This window comes from Streptomyces sp. NPDC048257 (assembly GCF_043201855.1).
In the GTDB taxonomy this organism is placed as follows: domain Bacteria; phylum Actinomycetota; class Actinomycetes; order Streptomycetales; family Streptomycetaceae; genus Streptomyces.
In genome coordinates, this window is sequence record NZ_JBICZI010000027.1 from 48,437 (window position 1) to 66,583 (window position 18,147).

The window sequence follows — 18,147 nt, forward strand, 5'->3', positions numbered from 1 at the left end:
GGTGACCGCCCTGACCGACCGCACCGACGACCGCTGGGACGACGGACTCATCGCGCGCTCGCGCCCCCGGCCCGCCGACGGGAGCGAGGAGGAGGACGGCGACGAGGGCGACGACGCGCTCGTACGGGCCGTCTCCGGCGCGGGCAGCGACGGCGGCAAGTCGACCGCACCCCCGCTCAGTCCCGAGGGACAGGCCCTGCGGCTGCGCCTCGACGCGCTGCGCCAGCTGGTCGGGCTGTCCCGGACCAGGCTCGACGGCAAGACCCTCGCCGAGGCCGGGCGGGTCCTGGACGAGGCCGCGGCGCGCCGCGGGCTGTCGCCCCAGCACACGGTCGTCGCGATCGCCGGAGCCACCGGAAGCGGCAAGTCCACTCTCTTCAATTCACTCGCCGGTGTGCAGATCTCGGAGATGGGGCTGCGCCGCCCGACCACCGCCGCCCCCATCGCCTGCAGCTGGTCGGACGGAGCCGCCGGACTGCTGGACCGGCTGGAGATCCCGGGGCGGCTGCGGCGCCGCCCCCGCGAGACCTCGGAGGCCGAGGCGCTGCGCGGGATGGTCCTCGTCGACCTGCCGGACCTGGACTCGGCGGTCGGCGCGCACCGGGACCACGTCGACCGCGTCCTGGCGCTGGTCGACGCCGTGGTGTGGGTGGTGGACCCGGAGAAGTACGCGGACGCCGTGCTGCACGAGCGGTACCTGCGGCCGCTCGCCGGGCACGCGGAGGTGACCTTCGTCGTCCTGAACCAGGTGGACCGGCTGCCCGGGGAGGCCGCCGACCTCGTCCTGGACGACCTGCGCCGGCTCCTCGACGACGACGGCATCGCGCTCGGCGAGCACGGCGAGCCCGGCGCCACCGTCCTCGGGCTGTCCGCACTCACCGGGGAGGGCGTCGGGGAACTGCGCGAGCTCCTCGGACAGTTCACCCAGGAGAAGGGCGCGGCCACCCGGCGGATCTCCGCCGACGTCGACCGCGCCGCCGTGCGCCTGCGGCCGCTGTACGTGGCCGACGGGCACCCGGGGCCGGAGATCGGGGAGGCGGCGCGCGCCGAGTTCGAGGACCGGCTCGCCGAGGCGGTCGGGGCGTATGCGGCCGGGCTCGCCGCCGAGCGCGCGTGGCGGCGCAACGCCGGAAAGGCGTGCGGGACGCCGTGGCTGCGGCTGTGGCGCTGGTACGAGGGCCGTCGCGCGCCGCGCACCCTGGCGGGTCTGGCCGCCCTGGCGGCGATCGGCGGCCGCGCCCCGGCGGTCGCGGAGGCCCCGGTCGAGGAGGAGGTGACCGCGCGTCAGCGGGTGGAGCAGGCCGTACGGGTGGTTGCCGACGAGGCGGTCTCCGGGCTGCCCGATCCGTGGGCGCAGGCGGTCCGGGAGACCGCGGTGCGCGGCGCCGACCGGCTCCCGGAGGCGCTGGACGAGATCGCGGTGACCCTCGGCGCGGCGGTCGCGGTGCCGAGCGTCAAACCGCCGCGGCCCACGTGGTGGCCGGTGGCCGTGCTGGCGCAGGCGGCCATGACCCTGCTGCAGATCTACGGCGGGCTGTGGCTGGTCGGGCAGATCGTCGGGGTCCTGGAGCCGAGGCTGCTGCCCCCGGTGCTGCTGATGGTGGCGGGCATCATCGGCGGGCCGCTCGTGGAATGGTCCTGCTCGATCGCGGCCCGGGGCCCGGCCCGGCGGTACGGGCAGGACGCGGAGCGCAGACTGCGGCAGGCGGCCGCCGGGTGCGGGCGGTCCCGGGTGCTGGAACCGGTCGCGGCGGAGCTGCTGCGCTACCGGGAGGTGCGGGAGCAGTACGCCACGGTCGCCGCAGGGGGGAGCAAGTTGTCCACAACCCGCCAGTAATCCACAGGCCGGAGCGGGCACCGGCGGCCTGCCGCAGCATGGTTCGTACCTCGTACGGATGGTCCGTACGGGCCTGGACCACGGGGGAGGGCGGCCGGGATGTACGACACCCAGGTGACGCTGGTCGGATATGTGGCTACGCAGATCGACTACAAGGAGACGGTGAACGGACCGGCGGCGCGGTTCCGCTTCGCGGTGACGCCGAGGTACTTCGACCGGCGCAAGGACGCCTGGACCGACGGGACCACCAGCTTCTACACGGTGTGGGCGCGGCGGACCCTCGCCGTGAACCTCGCCGGTTCCGTATCGGTCGGCGAGCCGCTGGTGGTGCACGGGCGACTGCGGGTGCGGGAGGATCCGCCCGACGGCGAGGGCAACCGGTGGTTCTCGGCGGAGATCGACGCGACGGCCATCGGACACGACCTGAACCGGGGGACCGCGGCCTTCCGGCGGGTGGTGCGTACGGAGACGCCACTGATGGCCACTCAGAAGGCGGCGGTGGTCTGAATGTTCGAGGCGGATAGGATTCGCCGGTACTCACGGGCACCTGGGTCTTTGGCCCGAAGGGGAAGACTGTGTCGATTGCCGTTCCCGCATCCTCCGCTCCTGATCCCATCTCTGCTCCTGCTGCTGCTGCTGTCCCAGTCCCAGTTCCTGTCCCTGTTCCTGCTCGGCCCTCTCTCGAACCTCCTGCCGCGGTACGGGGCTCCGCACGCCGGCCGCTGGCGGTGGCCCTGCTGGCCGCGGCCCTCGCCGCCGCGCCCGGAGCCCGGGCGGCCGCCGACTCCGGCCCGGCCGCACCCCGGTCACCCGAGGGTGCGAGCGCCGTGCTGGACGGGCTGAAGACGTACGGGCAGGCGGTCCTGCGCTCCGGGGACGGATCGGTCCGGCAGATCCCGGCCGGGCTCTACGAGATGCGGGTCGACGGCGGCGGGATGCTCCAGACGTACGGGGTCGGCGTGACGGGCAACGCCCAGCCCCAGGCCCGGTACACCGAGAGCGGCTGGAGCCGCAGCCCGCTCGCCGGGAACCGGGAGGCGGGCCGGATCCGCTGGGTCCTGGAGCACTCCTACCCGCAGCTGAACGATCTGGCCGGGCTCGCCAAGGCGGCCGGGGCCGGGGCCCTCAGCGCGGAGAGCGCGGCGGCCGGGACCCAGGTGGCGATCTGGCGGCTGGCGGACGGGGTACAGGTCGAGGCCGCGGACCCGGCGGCTGAGAAGCTGGCCGACTACCTGCAGCGGGCGGCGGGGCAGCTGCCGGAGCCGCCGGCCTCGCTCGGGCTGGACCCGGGCGACGTGTCGGGGGCGGTGGGCACCCGGCTCGGCCCGGTGACCGTGCGGACCGGGGCGCGGAGCGTGTCGGTCGTCCCGGACGCAGCGGCCGTCGCGATGGGGGTGCGGGTGGTGGACGCCGAGGGGCAGCCGCTGACCACCGCGGTCAACGGGAGCCGGCTGTACTTCGAGGTGCCCGCGGGCACCCCCAACGGGACGGCCTCGGTCACCGTCCAGGGCGCGACCAAGGTGCCGGTCGGCCGGGTCTTCACCGGTGAGCTGCCGAGCCAGGCGCAGATCGTGGCCGGCTCCAGCGAGTCCGCGGCCGCCGCCACGGCCACGGCGGTCTGGCCGCTGCCTCCGGTGACCGCGGTGGGCACCACCTCGGGCACCACCGAGGGCACCGGAACCGGCACCGGTACCGGCTCGGCGGTCGAGGCGCTGGGCGCGCAGTCCGGGACACTCCCGACGACCTCCCCGGACGAGGAGCGGCTGGCGACCAGCGGCAGCTCGGCGGCCACCCCGGTCATCGCCTCCCTGGCAGTGGGCCTGGTGGTCCTGGGCGGGCTGGTGGTGCTCCTGCTCCGCAAGCGCCCGCTGGACGAGGAGGACGAGGCGTAGGGGCGCAGTGCGGGACGGCCCGGCCGGCCCGGCCGGCCCGGACGGATGGGCCGGGTGGGCCGGGTGGCCGCGGGGGCCGATTCGGATCCGCCGCCCGGGGTAGTGGCAGAAGATGGCCGATCAAGAACTGACCTGGCACGGCGCGCTGGCCCGATGGGACCGCCGGCTGTTCGACGCGGTGGCCCGGCGGCACTGGCCCGGGGCCGACCGGGTGCTGCCGCGGCTCGGGCGGGCCGCGAACCACGGCGTGCTGTGGGGCGGAGCCGCCGCCGCCATCGCCGTCTTCGGATCGGCCGGAGCCCGCAAGGCCGCCGTACGCGGGGTCGCCTCCCTGGCGCTGGCCTCCGCGACCATCAACACCGTCGGCAAGTGGTCCGTACGCCGGCCGCGGCCGCTGCTGGAAGGCGTGCCCCTGACCCGGCAGCTGGCCACGCAGCCGCAGACCACCTCCTTCCCCTCCGGGCACTCGGCATCGGCCTTCGCCTTCACCGCCGGGCTGGCGCTGGAGTCCCCGGGCTGGGGGGCCGCGCTGGCCCCGGTCGCCGCGTCCGTCGCGTTCTCCCGGGTCTACACCGGCGTGCACTACCCCTCCGACGTGCTCGTGGGCGCGGCGCTCGGGGTGGCCGCGGGGTTCGTCGTACGCCGTCTCGCGCGGGACGCGCAGGAGGCCCGGGTCGTACCGGGCGACGAGCGGGCGGCCGCCGGGGCCCCAGCCCTGCCCGAGGGGGCCGGGCTCACCGTGGTCGTCAACACCGGGTCGGGGACGGCCGCGGCCGCGGGGCTCGAGCTGCTGCGCGCCCGCCTCCCCAAGGCCGAGGTGATCGAGTGCGCGGGCCCGGAGCTGCCCGCCACGCTCGCGGACGCGGCCTCACGGTCCGCCGTCCTCGGGGTCTGCGGCGGCGACGGCACGGTCAACGCGGCCGCCACCGCCGCCCTGCGGGCCGGGGTGCCGCTGGCCGTGTTCCCCGGCGGTACCCTCAACCACTTCGCGCTGGACCTCGGCCTCAGCGGAACCGAGGGCACCTGCCACGCGCTGACCCACGGGCAGGCCGTCCGCATCGGCGTGGGCCGCTTCTCCCCGGGCCCCGGCGGGGAGCCCGGCTACTTCCTGAACAACTTCAGCATCGGCGCCTATCCGGAACTGCTCGGCCACCGGCTGCGCTGGGGCCCGCGCATCGGCGGGGGACCCGCCGCGCTGCTGGCGGCCTGGCGGGTGCTGCGCGCCCAGCGGCCCGTGCGGCTGCGGCTGGCCGGGCGGCCCCGCAGCGTGTGGCTGCTCTTCGCGGGCAACGGCACCTACCACGGCACCGGCCCCACCCCCCGCCGCCGCGACAGCCTCGGCGAGGGCCTGCTGGACCTCCGGCTCGTCTACGGCGGCGGCCGCCCCGGCACCCGGCTCCTGGCAGCCGCCTTCACGGGCCCGCTGAGCCGCTCCCCGGTCCACGTGGCCACCCGCCTCCGCAGCCTGCGCATCGGGGACATCCCCGAGGGCACCCCGCTCGCCTACGACGGCGAGTACGCCGAGGCCCCGCCCGCCCTCGTCCTCGACGAGCTCCCGGACGCCCTGACCGTCTACCGCCCCCGCTGACCGGTTCGGGCGCCGGCCCGGGGGCGCAAGGGCCCGCTCGCCCTCCGCCCGGCCCCGCCGTCCGGTGCCTTCCAGGCCAGGGGTCCCTGACCTACCCATTCGCCCGCGGGTATGGACGTACGGCAAGATGGGGTGTATCTGCCCACCATCGATCTGCCGGACGGTTTCTCTTGGCTGAGTTCATCTACACCATGCGCAAGACGCGCAAGGCGCACGGCGACAAGGTGATTCTTGATGACGTCTCCTTGAACTTCCTGCCCGGCGCGAAGATCGGTGTGGTCGGCCCCAACGGCGCCGGTAAGTCCACCGTTCTGAAGATCATGGCGGGCCTGGAGCAGCCGTCCAACGGCGACGCGTTCCTGTCGCCCGGCTTCACCGTCGGCATCCTCATGCAGGAGCCCAAGCTCGACGAGTCGAAGTCGGTCCTGGAGAACGTCCAGGACGGCGCCGCCGACACCATGAAGAAGCTCAAGCGCTTCAACGAGGTCGCCGAGCTGATGGGCGTCGAGTACACCGACGCCCTCATGGACGAGATGGGCAAGCTCCAGGAGGACCTGGACCACGCCAACGCGTGGGACCTGGACGCCCAGCTCGAGCAGGCCATGGACGCCCTGGGCTGCCCGCCCGGCGACTGGCCGGTCACCACCCTCTCCGGTGGCGAGAAGCGCCGCGTGGCGCTCTGCAAGCTGCTGATCGAGGCCCCGGACCTGCTCCTCCTCGACGAGCCCACCAACCACCTCGACGCCGAGTCGGTGAACTGGCTGGAGCAGCACCTCTCGCAGTACAAGGGCGCCGTCGTGGCCGTGACCCACGACCGGTACTTCCTGAACAACGTCGCCGAGTGGATCCTCGAGCTCGACCGCGGCCGCGCGCACCCCTACGAGGGCAACTACTCCACCTACCTGGAGAAGAAGGCCACCCGCCTCAAGGTCGAGGGCCGCAAGGACGAGAAGCGCCAGAAGCGCCTCAAGGAAGAGCTGGACTGGGTCCGCTCCAACGCCAAGGGCCGCCAGACCAAGTCCAAGGCCCGCCTCGCCCGCTACGAGGAGATGGCCGCCGAGGCGGACAAGATGCGGAAGCTGGACTTCGAGGAGATCCAGATCCCGCCGGGCCCGCGTCTGGGCTCGATCGTGGTCGAGGTCAACAACCTCTCCAAGGCGTTCGGCGACAAGGTCCTCATCGACGACCTGTCCTTCACGCTGCCGCGCAACGGCATCGTCGGCATCATCGGCCCGAACGGCGCGGGCAAGACCACGCTCTTCAAGATGATCCAGGGCCTGGAGGCGCCGGACTCCGGCTCCGTCAAGGTCGGCGACACCGTCAAGATCAGCTACGTCGACCAGTCCCGCGCCAACATCGACCCCAAGAAGACCCTCTGGGCGGTCGTGTCGGACGAGCTGGACTACATCAACGTGGGCCAGGTCGAGATGCCGTCCCGCGCGTACGTCAGCGCCTTCGGCTTCAAGGGCCCGGACCAGCAGAAGCCGGCCGGCGTCCTGTCCGGTGGTGAGCGCAACCGCCTCAACCTGGCGCTGACGCTGAAGGAGGGCGGCAACCTGCTGCTCCTCGACGAGCCCACCAACGACCTCGACGTCGAGACCCTGTCCTCGCTCGAGAACGCGCTGCTGGAGTTCCCCGGTGCGGCCGTGGTCATCTCCCACGACCGCTGGTTCCTCGACCGGGTCGCCACGCACATCCTGGCGTACGAGGGCGAGTCCAAGTGGTACTGGTTCGAGGGCAACTTCGAGTCGTACGAGAAGAACAAGGTCGAGCGTCTCGGTGCGGACGCCACCCGCCCGCACCGTGCCACCTACAAGAAGCTCACCCGAGGCTGAGGTCGCCGTCATGGCCAGACACCACTACCGGTGCCCCCTGCGCTGGGCGGACATGGACGCCTTCGGGCACGTCAACAACGTCGTCTTCCTCCGTTATCTGGAGGAAGCGCGGATCGACTTCATGTTCCGCCTCGCGCCGGGGGAGGGCAGTGAGTCCTTCACCGGCGGGTCCGTCGTGGCCCGTCACGAGATCGACTACAAGCTGCCCCTCGTGCACCGCCACGAGCCGGTCCTCATCGAGTCCTGGGTGACCCGGATAGGCGCCGCGTCCCTGACCATTCGCTACGAGGTCAAGGACGAGGCGACCGAGGACGCGCCCGAGACGGTCTACGTGCGCGCCGAGACCGTGGTCGTGCCCTACAACCTCGCCGCGGGACGGCCCCGCCGCATCACGGCCGAGGAGAAGCGCTTCCTCCAGGAGTACCTGGACGAGCCCGCGACCGCGTCGGCCTCCGCGTCGGCCTCCGCGTCGGCCTCCGGGTCCGCGTCCGGGTCCGGGTCCGCGTCCGGGTCCGGGTCCGGCACCGGCCGGGAAGGGCCCCTCGCGGCATGAACGACCAGTTGCGCTTCGCCGACTCCGGGGAGGCGGCGGACCTCGCCGCCTTCCTGGGCCGGCTGGTGCACTACGACCGCGCCGCCGCCGTACGCCTCCAGGCGGGCGGCGGCGCGCTCGCCGTCTTCGGACGGCCGCCGTCCTTCGACATCCTCGCCATCCGCACGGTGCGGCTCGCCGCGCCCGTCGCGATGCCGCTGGACCTGACGGTGTCCGCCGGTGAGCTGCTGGAGTCCGTGGACGAGGCCTCGGCCGAGGCCACCGTGCCCGGCCCGGTCACCGGACCGCCCTGGGCCGGCGTGCTCCCGCCCCGCGGTGGCTGGCGGCAGGTTCCCGGGCTGCCCGGCCCCGAGGCGATGGGCGAGGCCGTGGCCGCCGCGGTCGCCGAGTTCCGGGCCCGTGACGAGGCCCTGCCCGTGCAGCACCGGACCCGGTCCGAGCGCGACCGCATCGGCCGCGAGATCTGGTCCCGCACCCTGGGTGACACCGAACTCCCGCTGCGCGCCGTGCACGCCGCGCAGTCCCTGGGCTTCCTGCGCCCGGTACGGACGGCCGTGCCCGCCCCTGCCCCCGCCCCCGGCGCCCCCGCCCCCGTGGCGCTGCTCGCCGCCGGGACCTGGCTGCGGCTGCGGACCCCGTACGGCTCCGTCGCCATGCGCCGCCCCGGCGTCACCGGCGGCCTGGGCGCCCTCCAGGTCCGGCCGGTCTGACCCCCGGGACGTCTGCTAGCCCGCCGTGTTGATCATCGAGGCGGCGGCGTAGGTCAGGTACTTCCACAGCTGCGCCTCGTGCTCCGGCGCCAGGCCCAGCTCGTCCAGCGCGACCCGCATGTGCCGCAGCCACGCGTCGTGGGCGGCCGCGTCCACCTGGAACGGCGCGTGCCGCATCCGCAGGCGCGGGTGGCCGCGGTGCTGGCTGTAGGTGGTCGGACCGCCCCAGTACTGCATCAGGAACAGCGCGAACCGCTCCTCGGCGGGGCCCAGGTCCTCCTCCGGGTACATCGGGCGCAGCAGCGGGTCCTCCGCGACCCCCTGGTAGAAGCGCCGGACGAGGTGGCGGAAGGTGTCCTCGCCGCCCACCTGCTCGTAGAAGGTCTGCTCCTGAAGCGTGCCCCGCGGAATCTCATTCACCCGACCATCGTCTCAGACGCCCGGATCCAGGACCCAGGTCCTAGGACCGGCACCCGTAGCCCCCCGAGCCCCGTGACCCGCGCGTTCGCACGCCGGGCCCGGGCGCAGGACAGTGGAGGCATGGCCGCACACACCGCACACACCGAGGCACGGGATCTGCGGGAGACCGCGCACGCCGCCCAGGTGCGGGAGCTGACCGCCGCCGGGGTGCTGGAGGACCCGCGCTGGCGGGCGGCGTTCGCCGCCGTGCCCCGGCACGTGTTCGTCCCCTACTTCTGGACCGGCCGCGGTGCCGGCCACGAACGGCTCTGGGCGCAGGACCCCGACCCCGAACGCCGGGCCCGCTGGCTGCGCGGGGTGTACGTCGACACCCCGCTGGCGACCCGGCTGCGCGACGGCCGGCTGGTCTCCTCCAGCAGCCAGCCCTCCCTGATGGCGAAGATGCTGGCGGCCCTGGACGTACGTGACGGCGACGACGTCCTGGAGGTCGGCGCCGGCACCGGCTACAACGCTGCCCTGCTCTGCCACCGGCTCGGCGAGGAGCACGTCACCACGGTGGACCTGGACGAGGAGATCACCGAGTCCGCCCGGGCGCACCTGGCCGAGCTCGGCTACCACCCCGCGGTGGTCACCGGGGACGGTGCGCGCGGCTGCCCCTCCCGGGCACCCTTCGACCGGATCATGGTGACCTGCACCCTGCCGCTGATCCCGCACGCCTGGCTCGGCCAGTGCCGGCCGGGCGCGCGGATCCTGGCCCCGCTGTCGACCGGGCTGATCGCGCTGACGGTCCGGGACGCCGGCTTCGCCGAGGGCAACTTCCTGCACACCTCGGCGTACTTCGTCCCGCTGCGCGGAGCGGTGGCCGCGCCGCCGCCCGACCCGGGCGGTATGGAGTACGGCCTTCCGTACGAGCTGGTGGAGAACGAGCGCTTCCAGTTCATGCTCGTCCTGACCGCGGGCGTCCTGCACCCCCGTGAGGCCCTGGACCTGTGGCGCCGCGAGGGCCGCCCGGCCCGGGAGCGCTTCGGTGTCTCGGTGAGCGCGGAGGGCCAGTGGGCGTGGCTCGACGATCCCCAGGGGCCGTACGTCTGGCCCCTGGGGGAAGGGTGAGCCGAGGGGCGGATCAGCCGCGGCGGATGGTGATCGTGGTCCAGGCGCCCACGTGGACGCGGTCGCCGTCGGCGAGCGGGACCGGGACGTAGGGCTGGATCGGCTCCTCGCCGCCGTTGATCGTGGTGCCGTTGGTGGAGTTCTGGTCCACCACCGCCCAGCTGAGGTCGGGCTGCTGGACCAGCACCGCGTGCTGGTGGGAGACGCCCGGGTCCTCCGGGGGCACCGACAGGTCGATGTCCGGCGACTCGCCCGTGGAGGCGCGGCGGCGGCCGATGGTGATCTGGCCGCCGGACAGCGGGAGGTGCTGCTCCGGGGAGTAGGCGGGCAGGTTCAGCCCGGCGGCCTCGGGGCCGCTGCGCTGCATCATCGCCATGAAGTACGAGCGGTCGGGGCCGACCGTCGCGCTCCAGGCACCGCCGCCCTGGGGCGGGAAGGGCTGGTGCTGCGGCGGAGGCTGCTGCTGGTACTGCTGCTGCTGAGGCGGCGGTGCCTGCTGCTGGTACTCCTGCTGGTACTCCCGCTGCTGGGGCGGCGGGGGCTGCTGCTGGTACGGGGGCTGCGGCGGGGCCTGCTGGTACTCCAGCGGGGACTCGTGCGCGGGCGGCGGCAGCAGCCAGTCGTCCTCGCGCTGGAGCGGCTCGGCCGGCCGGTTGACCCGGGACGGCCGCGAGCCCTGGTACTCGAAGTGGTCCTGGGAGTAGTTCCCGGGAGCGGGCACGGGCGGTGGAGGCGTACCGCGACCGCCGGCGCCACCGGCACCGCCGGCGCCCGTCGCCTGGGGTCCCGGGTCCGGGGCCGGCGGCGCGTACGAAGTCGCCGTCCGCGTGAGGAAGTTGTAGCGGCACTCCTCGCAGAACGGGGCCATGGCCTCGCGCGGGGTCCGGCACTGCGGGCAGAGCTCGGCCTGGGCGGTCGGTTCACCGGCGGTCGGGGGGAAGCCGTAGCCGTAGGAAGGCACCGGAGGCGGGCCCTCGGAGGCAGCCATGCGGTGGCCGCAGACCTCGCACCAGTCGTCGGACGCGGACTGGTGCCCGTTCGGGCAGGTCGGCATGGCGGCGCTTCCCCCTTCTTCTCCCTGCGTCATCACGTCAGGTCTCAGGTCTTCTTCACTCGGACGGTCTGCGTCGAACGCGTGTCGAGAGTCATCTCGTCGGCATCGGCGACCTTCGCTTTCAGCCGCACAGTACCCGCCACCGCGTCCACCACATCCACCACCTTCGACAGAAGTCGTGCTGTGTCGGCGTTCCCGGAGGAACTCGCCAGTTGTACCGCACGCCCCAGCTTGGCCGTCGCACCACCGACATCACCCATTTTGCGGGCTTCCAGGCCCTGCTGGATAGCCTCCGCCAGCTCCGCCTGCCCGGTGTAGTGGGCGACCTGCGCGTTGATGGCGGTGGACGCGGCCAGATCGTTCGTCCACACCGCGCGCACCAGACCCTGCGCCAGTACCGTGGCCGGCTCGCCCGCCGCACCCGGCAGGACCAGGGTGGTGCGGGCGGCGAGCATCTCCTGGCCCACGGTGGCGGTCGGGACGCGGACGCACACGTGGTACTCGCGGGACTCGTCGCCCCACGAACCGGTCGGATACTCACCGGCGCGCGGACCCGCCTCGGTGCGGCGGTCGGTCAGGTCCTGGACGGCGGGCGCCACCTGCTTGACGTACTGGATCTCCACGCCGACCGGGGTCCACAGGCGCAGCGCGACGTCCGCGACCTCCTTGCCCATGACGTTCTCCATCACGCGCGTGAAGTCCTCGGCGAGATGGGCCGGGTCGGCCACGATGTCGGCGGAGCCGAGCAGCGCGCTCGCGATGCCGGTGACCTCCTTGACGTCCCAGTCGGTGCCCACCCCGCGGGCGTCGCAGGTGAAGCGGCCCGCGCAGGCGTCGAGCGTGGCGCGGAGCACGGCCGGCTCCTCGTGCTCGTTGCGGCCGTCGGTGAGCAGGATCCCGTGCCGGATGGCGGCGGTGGAGCCGCGCAGCAGGCCGTCCGCGAGGCGCAGCCAGGTGCCGATGGCGGTGCCGCCGCCGGAGCTGAGTCCGCGCAGCGCCTCCTTGGCCTGGGCGCGGGTGGCCGGGTCGGCCACGGCGAGGTGGCCCTGTCCCGGGTAGACCTCCTTGGCCACGTGCGTTCCGGCGATCACGGCGAAGGCGGTGCCGTCGCGCAGGGTGTCGATGGCCGCCGCCGTGGCCGCACGGGCGCCGCGCATCTTCTCCGGCGGGTACTCCATGGACCCTGAGCAGTCGACCATGAGCACGACGGCCGCCGTGCCGTCGGCGACCGCCGTGCGGGTGGCGGTGGCGCCGCCGGTGGCGGTGACCGTGACGATGGCGTGGACGTCCCGTCCGCCCTCGGGGAGAAACTCGTTCTGGTACACCTCCACGCTGAAGCGCGGGGCACTCGGCTTGGCGAAATTCGCCATCGGTTGGACTCCTAGGGGGCTCGGGCAGGCGGGTCAGACCTGCGGGCGCGCTTCCACTTCCTATTCCGGTCCTGCCGCCGGGCCCGGCTCCGCATCCGGTCCCGGTTCCTGCTCGGGGTGCGTGGCGAACGGCACGATCGCCACGGTGACGTTGTCGTGGCCGCCGCCGTCGAGGGCGTGTCCCACCAGCACCTGGGCGCTGTGCAGCGGGCGGGTCGCGGCGTCGGCGGGCAGCACCTGGGCCATCTCCCGCGCGGATTCCGCGTAGTTCCACAGTCCGTCGGTGCAGACCACCACCACTCCGGGATGGTCCGGTTTGAAGGTCGCGGTGTGCGGTTCGAGTTCGTACGCGTCGGCCCCCAGCCAGCCGGTGATGGCGTGCGCGCGGACGTCCGCGTAGGCCTCGGCCTCGCCCATCAGACCGGCGGCGACCATCTGGGCGGCCCAGGAGTCGTCCTCGGTGAGGCGGCGGGACAGGGCGGCACGGTCGTCGGGGACCCAGTAGGCACGGCTGTCGCCCACCCAGCCGATGGTCAGCAGGCCGCCGCTGACGACGGCGCCGACCAGGGTGCAGGCGGGGGCGTTCTGCGCGCCGGGGGTCTCCGGGGCCAGGGCGTTCACCGCGGCGGCGGCGGCCAGGATCGCCTCGTGCATGGCCTCCTGGGGGTGCGCGCCCCGGGGGAGTGCTTCGAGCAGTGCCTCGTTGGCGGCGGCGGCCGCGGCGGCCGAGGCCTCGTCGGGGCGGCTGGCGGAGGAGACGCCGTCGCAGACGATGGCCACGGTGGCGGCGGAACCGTCGGGCAGGGCGGTGGCCGCCACGGCGAACGAGTCCTCGTTGCGGTGGTGGCGCAGCCCCCGGTCGCTGACGGCGGCGACGCTCCCGAGCTCTTCCTCGACGTGGTCGCGCTCGCGGGGCTGCGCGTGCCCGCAGTGCTCGCAGTACCCGTCGGTGTCGACGTGTCCGGCCCGGCAGGCGACGCAGGTCTTCCCGCCCTCCGGTGCTGCGGCCGGGGGCTGCGGGGTGCCGTACGGGCCGTCGCCCGCGGAGTGCCCGGTCCCCTCGGGCGGGGTGCCGCCTCCGGGCACGTCGTACCTGGCCTGCGGCGCCGGTTCCTCCGCGGTGTACGGGTGCTCCGCAGCTCCCCACGGGGTGCCCTCCGGCGGCGTGCCGGTGCCGTACGGGTTCCCGTGGCCGGAGGCCGCGTAGGTGGCTCCGGCTGGGGACTGCCCAGGCTCCGGTTCGCGCTCCGGTTCCGCCGGGGCGGCGGCCCAGGCGGCCGGGTCGTCCACCAGCGTCGGCGCGGCCGAGGCGGCGCTGCCCCAGCCCGGGGCGGGCTCGGCGGCTGCGTGCGAAACGCCGGGGGCCGGGGTCCCGTAACCGCCCGCGGCGGCGGCCGACGGGGCCGGCGGAGCGGGCGGAGCCGACGGGGCCGGCGGAGCGGGCGGAGCCGACGGGGCCGGTGGGATGGGGATGGTCGGGTTGTCCACGGACGCCGCCGGGGGAGGAGCGCTCACGGCGTAGCCGCAGACGCCGCAGAAACGGTCACCCTCCTCCAGGGGTTCCGCGCAGCTGGGGCAGCCCGACAGCCGATGCATCGACATCACTCACACCCACGTCCGGGGACGGAAACGGTTTGCCCGCTCCACCAGTTCGATCCTCTCCTCGCCACGCCGCGCCAGCCGTGCGAGTACGCGGTACGAGCGCTCCAGTCCGAAGCGCAGGCCCCGCTCGTCCAGTTGACTGCCGAGCAGCGAGGTCCGACCGGGGTCGGAACCCCGGCTACCCGACAGTACCCAGTCCAGGGCCGAGCCCAGAACTTCCGTCGCGAGCCGCTCCTGCCGCTCCGGGTCCAGACCGAACCGCCGCAGGGCCTCCACCTGGTCCGCGGCGGCCGCCAGGTCGGCCAGCAGAGCCTCCTGCGGGGACCGGTCGCGCAGACGTGCGCGTACGGCCGCCACCCGCGCGGCGGTGTAGTGGATGGACGCCTCCGGCACGGACTCCAGCGTCCGCACGGCCGCGTCCCGGTACCCGGCGGCCAGCTGTACGCGGGCCAGCCCGAAGGCCGCGCTCACGAATCCCGGGTCGGTGATCCACACGAGGCGGTAGTACTCGGCGGCGTTGTCCAGCTGGCCCAGCACCTCCGCGCACAGCCCGAGGGCCAGCTTCGGCGCGGGCTCGCCCGGGAAGGCGTCGTAGATCGCGTCGAAGGACAGCGCCGCTCTCTCGTTGTCACCGGTGGCCAGCGAGGCGATCCCACGGGCCCACACCACCCGCCAGTCGTCCGGATGCCGCGCCTCCAGATCCGCCAGCGTGTGCCCGGCCTCGGGCAGTTCGCCCAGTTCCAGGCGGGCCCGCAGCTCCCGCAGCCGCAGCTCGGCCGAGTCGGCCGGCGCCGCGCTCAGCGCGCCCAGCAGGTCGCCGGGCGCGGAGGCCAGCAGGCCGGTCAGGAAACCGGCGTTCGGGTCGCCCGAGTCCACCAGCGGTACGGGCAGCGCCAGCGCGGTGTCGCGCGCGTCGAGCGTGGTCGCTCCCGCCGTGGCCGCTGCCGCGGCGGGCGGCGGCGACACGGGTGTGAGTACGGCCCCCGCGCCCAGGACCGGTGCGGGCGCCGCGGAGCGCGGTCCCGGCACCGGAGCACTCGTCACGTGCGTGGCGGTGCTGCCGAGCGCGGGCAGCGGCGCCCCGGCCGGGGCGCCCACCGGCAGCGCGGGCCCGCCGGGCGGCGTGCCGTGCGGGTGCCCCCACGGGCCGGCCGCCCGGGCCGGGCCCGTGCCCGGAACCGGGACAGCGGTGGCCGCGGCCCGGGCCGGGCCACGGCCCAGTAGCCCGAACAGCCCGCCACCCCGCCGGGAGGCGAGCGGCCGGTGGCCCAGCCGGGAGACCACGATGCCGGCCGTGTCGGCGAACAGCCGGGTGTCCGGAACCCGCAGCTCCGGACCGAAGAGCGTCGACAGCTGAGGCCGCGGCCGGCCCGTCTGGAGCGCGACCACCTCCCGCAGCACGCCCGTCAGCTGGTCCGCCATCTCCTGCGCGGACGCGAACCGCCGCCCCGGGTCCGGGTCGGTCGCCCGTACCAGCAGCCGGTAGAAGGACTCGTACCGCCGGAACACCTCGATGTGCTCCGGATCCGGCAGCGAATCCACGAACACATTGGTGTAGCCCTGGAAGTCGAAGGTCAGCACGGCCAGCGTGCGCGCCACCGTGTAGAGGTCGGAGGCGACCGAGGGGCCCAGCTCCGCGACCTCCGGAGCCTGGTAGCCCACCGTGCCGTAGATGGCCGACTCCTCGTCGTCCATCCGCCGTACCGCGCCCATGTCGATCAGCTTCAGCTGGTCCTGCTGCTGGATCGCGTTGTCGACCTTGAAGTCGCAGTACAGAAGGTTTCTGCTGTGCAGGTGGCCGAGCGCCTCCAGCGCCTCGATGCCGTACGCGCACGCCTGCTCCACCGGCAGCGGATCACGCCGCCCGTCCGGCCGACGCCGCTCGTTCGCGATCTCCTTCAGCGATTTGCCGCCGACGTACTCCATGACGATGTACCCGTCCAGCGAACCGGTCCGCTGGTCCAGGTGCTCCACGAAGTTGTAGATCCGCACGATGTTGGAGTGCTCGATCTCCGCGAGGAAGCGCCGCTCCGAGATCGCGGCCTCCATCGCGTCCTGGTCCCCGGTGTCCAGCAGGCCCTTGAGCACCACCCACCGGTCCGCGACCGCGCGGTCCACCGCCAGGTACACCCAGCCGAGGCCGCCGTGCGCGAGGCAGCCCAGCACCTCGTACTGGCCGCGCACCACATCACCGGAACGCAGCTTGGGCACGAAGGAGTACGGGTGCCCGCACTTGGTGCAGAACCCCTCCGTCCGGCCCGGCCGGTCGCCCCGGGAGCGGCCCACCGGGGCCCCGCAGTCCGAGCGCGAGCAGAACCGCTTGCGCTCCGGCACCTCCGGATTCTCCAGGACGGCGGTCGAGGGATTCGGGCGCGGCACCTCCGGCACGTTGACCAGACCGGCTCCCAGCCGGCTGCGGCCCGAGGCCGCCGAGCCCGAACTGCGCACCGACACCGACCGGGTGGACGTCGTCCCCGACACCGAGCGCGAGAGCCGCCCCGACACTGAGCGGCGCGAGGAGGAGGACCGGGAGGACCTGGCCGAGGCCGAGGAGCGCGCCGAGCCGTGGGAGCCCTGAGACCCCATCGAGCCCCGGGATCCGCCGGAGCCCAGGGAGCCCCGGGCCGCGCTCGTCATCCCCGTCGGCGGCGACACCAGCTCGTCCGCGCCTGCCGCGATCGAGCCGATCGGCGCCAGCCCGCAGGTGTCGCAGTAGAGCTCGCCGCCGCCCATGTCCTCGTACGTCCCCGGGCAGCCGGGGCGAACGCACGCCGTTCCGGTCAGGCTCATGCGTCCTCCTCCCCCGGCCCCACGGGCCGCTGTTCCTGGTGTCGCAGCTGGTCGGGCCGGTCCTGCGGCGCCACCAGTGCCTCCGCCGTCGCCTGCTGGTAGCGCAGGACGGCCTGTTCGGCGGCCCGCAGGTCGCAGGGCGCGCTCCACAGCATCCGCCGGGCGGCGTCGTACCGCTCGATCAGCAGCGGGTCCTCCGCCATTCCGTGGCGGGCGACCTTCGCCTTGTACGCGTCGAGCCGCCCGCGCAGTTCGGCGCGTACGGCCAGCGGTGCCGTCACCGCGGTCAACGATTCACGGGCCCGCCGCAGTTCCTCCTCGGCCCGCTCCTCCAGCGACTCCAGCAGCGGCGAGAGCCGGTGCCAGCGGGCCCGGCGCCGGTGTTCGGCCGCCGCCGCCAGCTGCTCCTGGAGCACCGTGGGCGGGCCGCTCACCGCGGGCACCTCGGACGCGGCGATCTTCGCCAGCACCTCGCCGCGTGCGGTCCGGGCCTCCGCGAGGGTCCGGTCGGCCCGCGAGAGCACGTCCCGCAGGGCGATCAGCCGCTGCTCGGCGTCCTGCCGTACGCCCAGCACGGCCTCGACTTCGCGGCGCACGTCCTCCAGCGCGAGCGCGGCCCGGTCGTAGCGCCCGGTGTCCGGACGGCCGCCGCCCGGCGCCGAACTGCCCGTCGCGGGCAGCCAGAACGCCAGCGGGTCCGCGATCACCTGCGCGCGCAGCTCCGTCAGCTCGGCGGTGATGTCCTCCAGGTCGTCGCCCGAGGGGTGCTCGCCCGGCCGCACGCCCACCGAGCGGGCCAGCGAGCGCGTGCGGTGCAGCTCGGCCGCGAGCAGGTCGATCCGGGCGGGCAGCGCCGACCACACCGCGTCGGCGGCGACCACCACGTCCAGCGAGCGCGCGTACAGACCGTTCATCCGGGCCACCAGCTCGGCGAGCGAGAGCCGCTCCGCCAGCGCGACGCCCTCGGCCGCGGCCCCGGCGATCAGCACGCCGGGCCCGCGCAGCCGCTCGGTCAGCTCGACGAGGTCGTCGCGGTTCAGCCAGCGGCGCCGCTCCCGTACCTCCCGGGCGGCGGTCAGGGCCCCGCTGTAGGCGTCGAAGTACCTCCACAGCCGGCTGATGTCCGCGTCGGCGGCCGTCCAGCGGTCCTTGGTGACCCCGGTCAGCGCGGCGCCTTCGAGCAGCCGGCGGCCGGCGTGGTCCTGGAGGGCGAGCAGCGAGGTCTCGACGGCCTCGTGCTCCGCCCCCAGCCGGGCGAGGGCGCGGTCGACGTCGTCCCGGTCCATCACTGCAGACCCCGCCTCCACCGACTGTGCCTCCGCTTCCGCTGCCGCCTCCGTGTCCGCCTCCGTGGCCCCTCCCGTGCCCGGTCCCGTGTCCGAAACC

Annotated in this window: 14 protein-coding genes; 8 read left to right on the forward strand and 6 right to left on the reverse strand. The window is 74.4% G+C overall.

Annotated elements, in window-relative coordinates; all coding sequences use genetic code 11:
* Position 1: 1 nt before the first annotated feature.
* The 7 genes from ACGFZK_RS32675 to ACGFZK_RS32705 all read left to right on the forward strand — a co-directional run bounded on the left by ACGFZK_RS32675 (position 2) and on the right by ACGFZK_RS32705 (position 8,415).
* Complete coding sequence (locus tag ACGFZK_RS32675) at positions 2-1,837, forward strand: GTPase (protein WP_393852470.1); 1,836 nt, start codon at positions 2-4, stop codon at positions 1,835-1,837.
* A 99-nt stretch (positions 1,838-1,936) separates the two neighbouring features.
* Complete coding sequence (locus tag ACGFZK_RS32680) at positions 1,937-2,344, forward strand: single-stranded DNA-binding protein (protein WP_393852471.1); 408 nt, start codon at positions 1,937-1,939, stop codon at positions 2,342-2,344.
* Between the two features lie 221 nt (positions 2,345-2,565).
* Positions 2,566-3,729, forward strand: a complete 1,164-nt coding sequence (locus ACGFZK_RS32685) for a thioester domain-containing protein (RefSeq protein WP_393852472.1) — start codon at positions 2,566-2,568, stop codon at positions 3,727-3,729.
* 112 nt (positions 3,730-3,841) lie between these two features.
* Entirely contained in the window at positions 3,842-5,317 is a 1,476-nt protein-coding gene (locus ACGFZK_RS32690) for a bifunctional phosphatase PAP2/diacylglycerol kinase family protein (protein ID WP_393852473.1), read from the forward strand.
* Between the two features lie 170 nt (positions 5,318-5,487).
* The gene (ettA, locus tag ACGFZK_RS32695; RefSeq protein ID WP_393852474.1) at positions 5,488-7,152 is read left to right on the forward strand and encodes an energy-dependent translational throttle protein EttA; all 1,665 of its coding nucleotides are present in this window, start codon (positions 5,488-5,490) and stop codon (positions 7,150-7,152) included.
* A gap of 10 nt (positions 7,153-7,162) precedes the next feature.
* Positions 7,163-7,705 carry an acyl-CoA thioesterase gene (locus tag ACGFZK_RS32700; RefSeq protein ID WP_393852475.1) on the forward strand — a complete coding sequence of 181 codons (543 nt, stop codon included), beginning with the start codon at positions 7,163-7,165 and terminating at the stop codon, positions 7,703-7,705.
* Positions 7,702-8,415, forward strand: coding sequence for a hypothetical protein (locus ACGFZK_RS32705; RefSeq protein ID WP_393852476.1), 714 nt, complete (start codon positions 7,702-7,704; stop codon positions 8,413-8,415). Before ACGFZK_RS32700 ends, ACGFZK_RS32705 begins: the two co-directional genes overlap by 4 nt.
* 15 nt (positions 8,416-8,430) lie before the next feature.
* Here ACGFZK_RS32705 and ACGFZK_RS32710 read toward each other — a convergent pair whose 3' ends face one another.
* On the reverse strand, positions 8,431-8,835 hold the full coding sequence (locus ACGFZK_RS32710; protein WP_393852477.1) for a globin: 405 nt from the start codon (positions 8,833-8,835) through the stop codon (positions 8,431-8,433).
* 120 nt (positions 8,836-8,955) lie between these two features.
* Between ACGFZK_RS32710 and ACGFZK_RS32715 the strand changes: the two genes are divergently transcribed.
* Positions 8,956-9,945 carry a methyltransferase domain-containing protein gene (locus ACGFZK_RS32715; protein WP_393852478.1) on the forward strand — a complete coding sequence of 330 codons (990 nt, stop codon included), beginning with the start codon at positions 8,956-8,958 and terminating at the stop codon, positions 9,943-9,945.
* A 13-nt stretch (positions 9,946-9,958) separates the two neighbouring features.
* Here ACGFZK_RS32715 and ACGFZK_RS32720 read toward each other — a convergent pair whose 3' ends face one another.
* The 5 genes from ACGFZK_RS32720 to ACGFZK_RS32740 are packed head-to-tail and all read right to left on the reverse strand — an operon-like array spanning position 9,959 to position 18,047.
* Positions 9,959-10,999 (reverse strand): FHA domain-containing protein, encoded by a 1,041-nt coding sequence (locus tag ACGFZK_RS32720; RefSeq protein ID WP_393852479.1) that lies wholly within the window; start codon positions 10,997-10,999, stop codon positions 9,959-9,961.
* Positions 11,000-11,043: 44 nt separating this feature from the next.
* The gene (locus ACGFZK_RS32725; RefSeq protein WP_393852480.1) at positions 11,044-12,369 is read right to left on the reverse strand and encodes a VWA domain-containing protein; all 1,326 of its coding nucleotides are present in this window, start codon (positions 12,367-12,369) and stop codon (positions 11,044-11,046) included.
* A gap of 60 nt (positions 12,370-12,429) precedes the next feature.
* Positions 12,430-13,971 carry a protein phosphatase 2C domain-containing protein gene (locus ACGFZK_RS32730; RefSeq protein ID WP_393852481.1) on the reverse strand — a complete coding sequence of 514 codons (1,542 nt, stop codon included), beginning with the start codon at positions 13,969-13,971 and terminating at the stop codon, positions 12,430-12,432.
* Positions 13,972-13,974: 3 nt separating this feature from the next.
* Complete coding sequence (locus ACGFZK_RS32735) at positions 13,975-16,761, reverse strand: tetratricopeptide repeat protein (protein WP_393852482.1); 2,787 nt, start codon at positions 16,759-16,761, stop codon at positions 13,975-13,977.
* Positions 16,758-18,047, reverse strand: coding sequence for a hypothetical protein (locus ACGFZK_RS32740; RefSeq protein ID WP_393852483.1), 1,290 nt, complete (start codon positions 18,045-18,047; stop codon positions 16,758-16,760). Before ACGFZK_RS32740 ends, ACGFZK_RS32735 begins: the two co-directional genes overlap by 4 nt.
* Between the last annotated feature and the right edge of the window lie 100 nt (positions 18,048-18,147).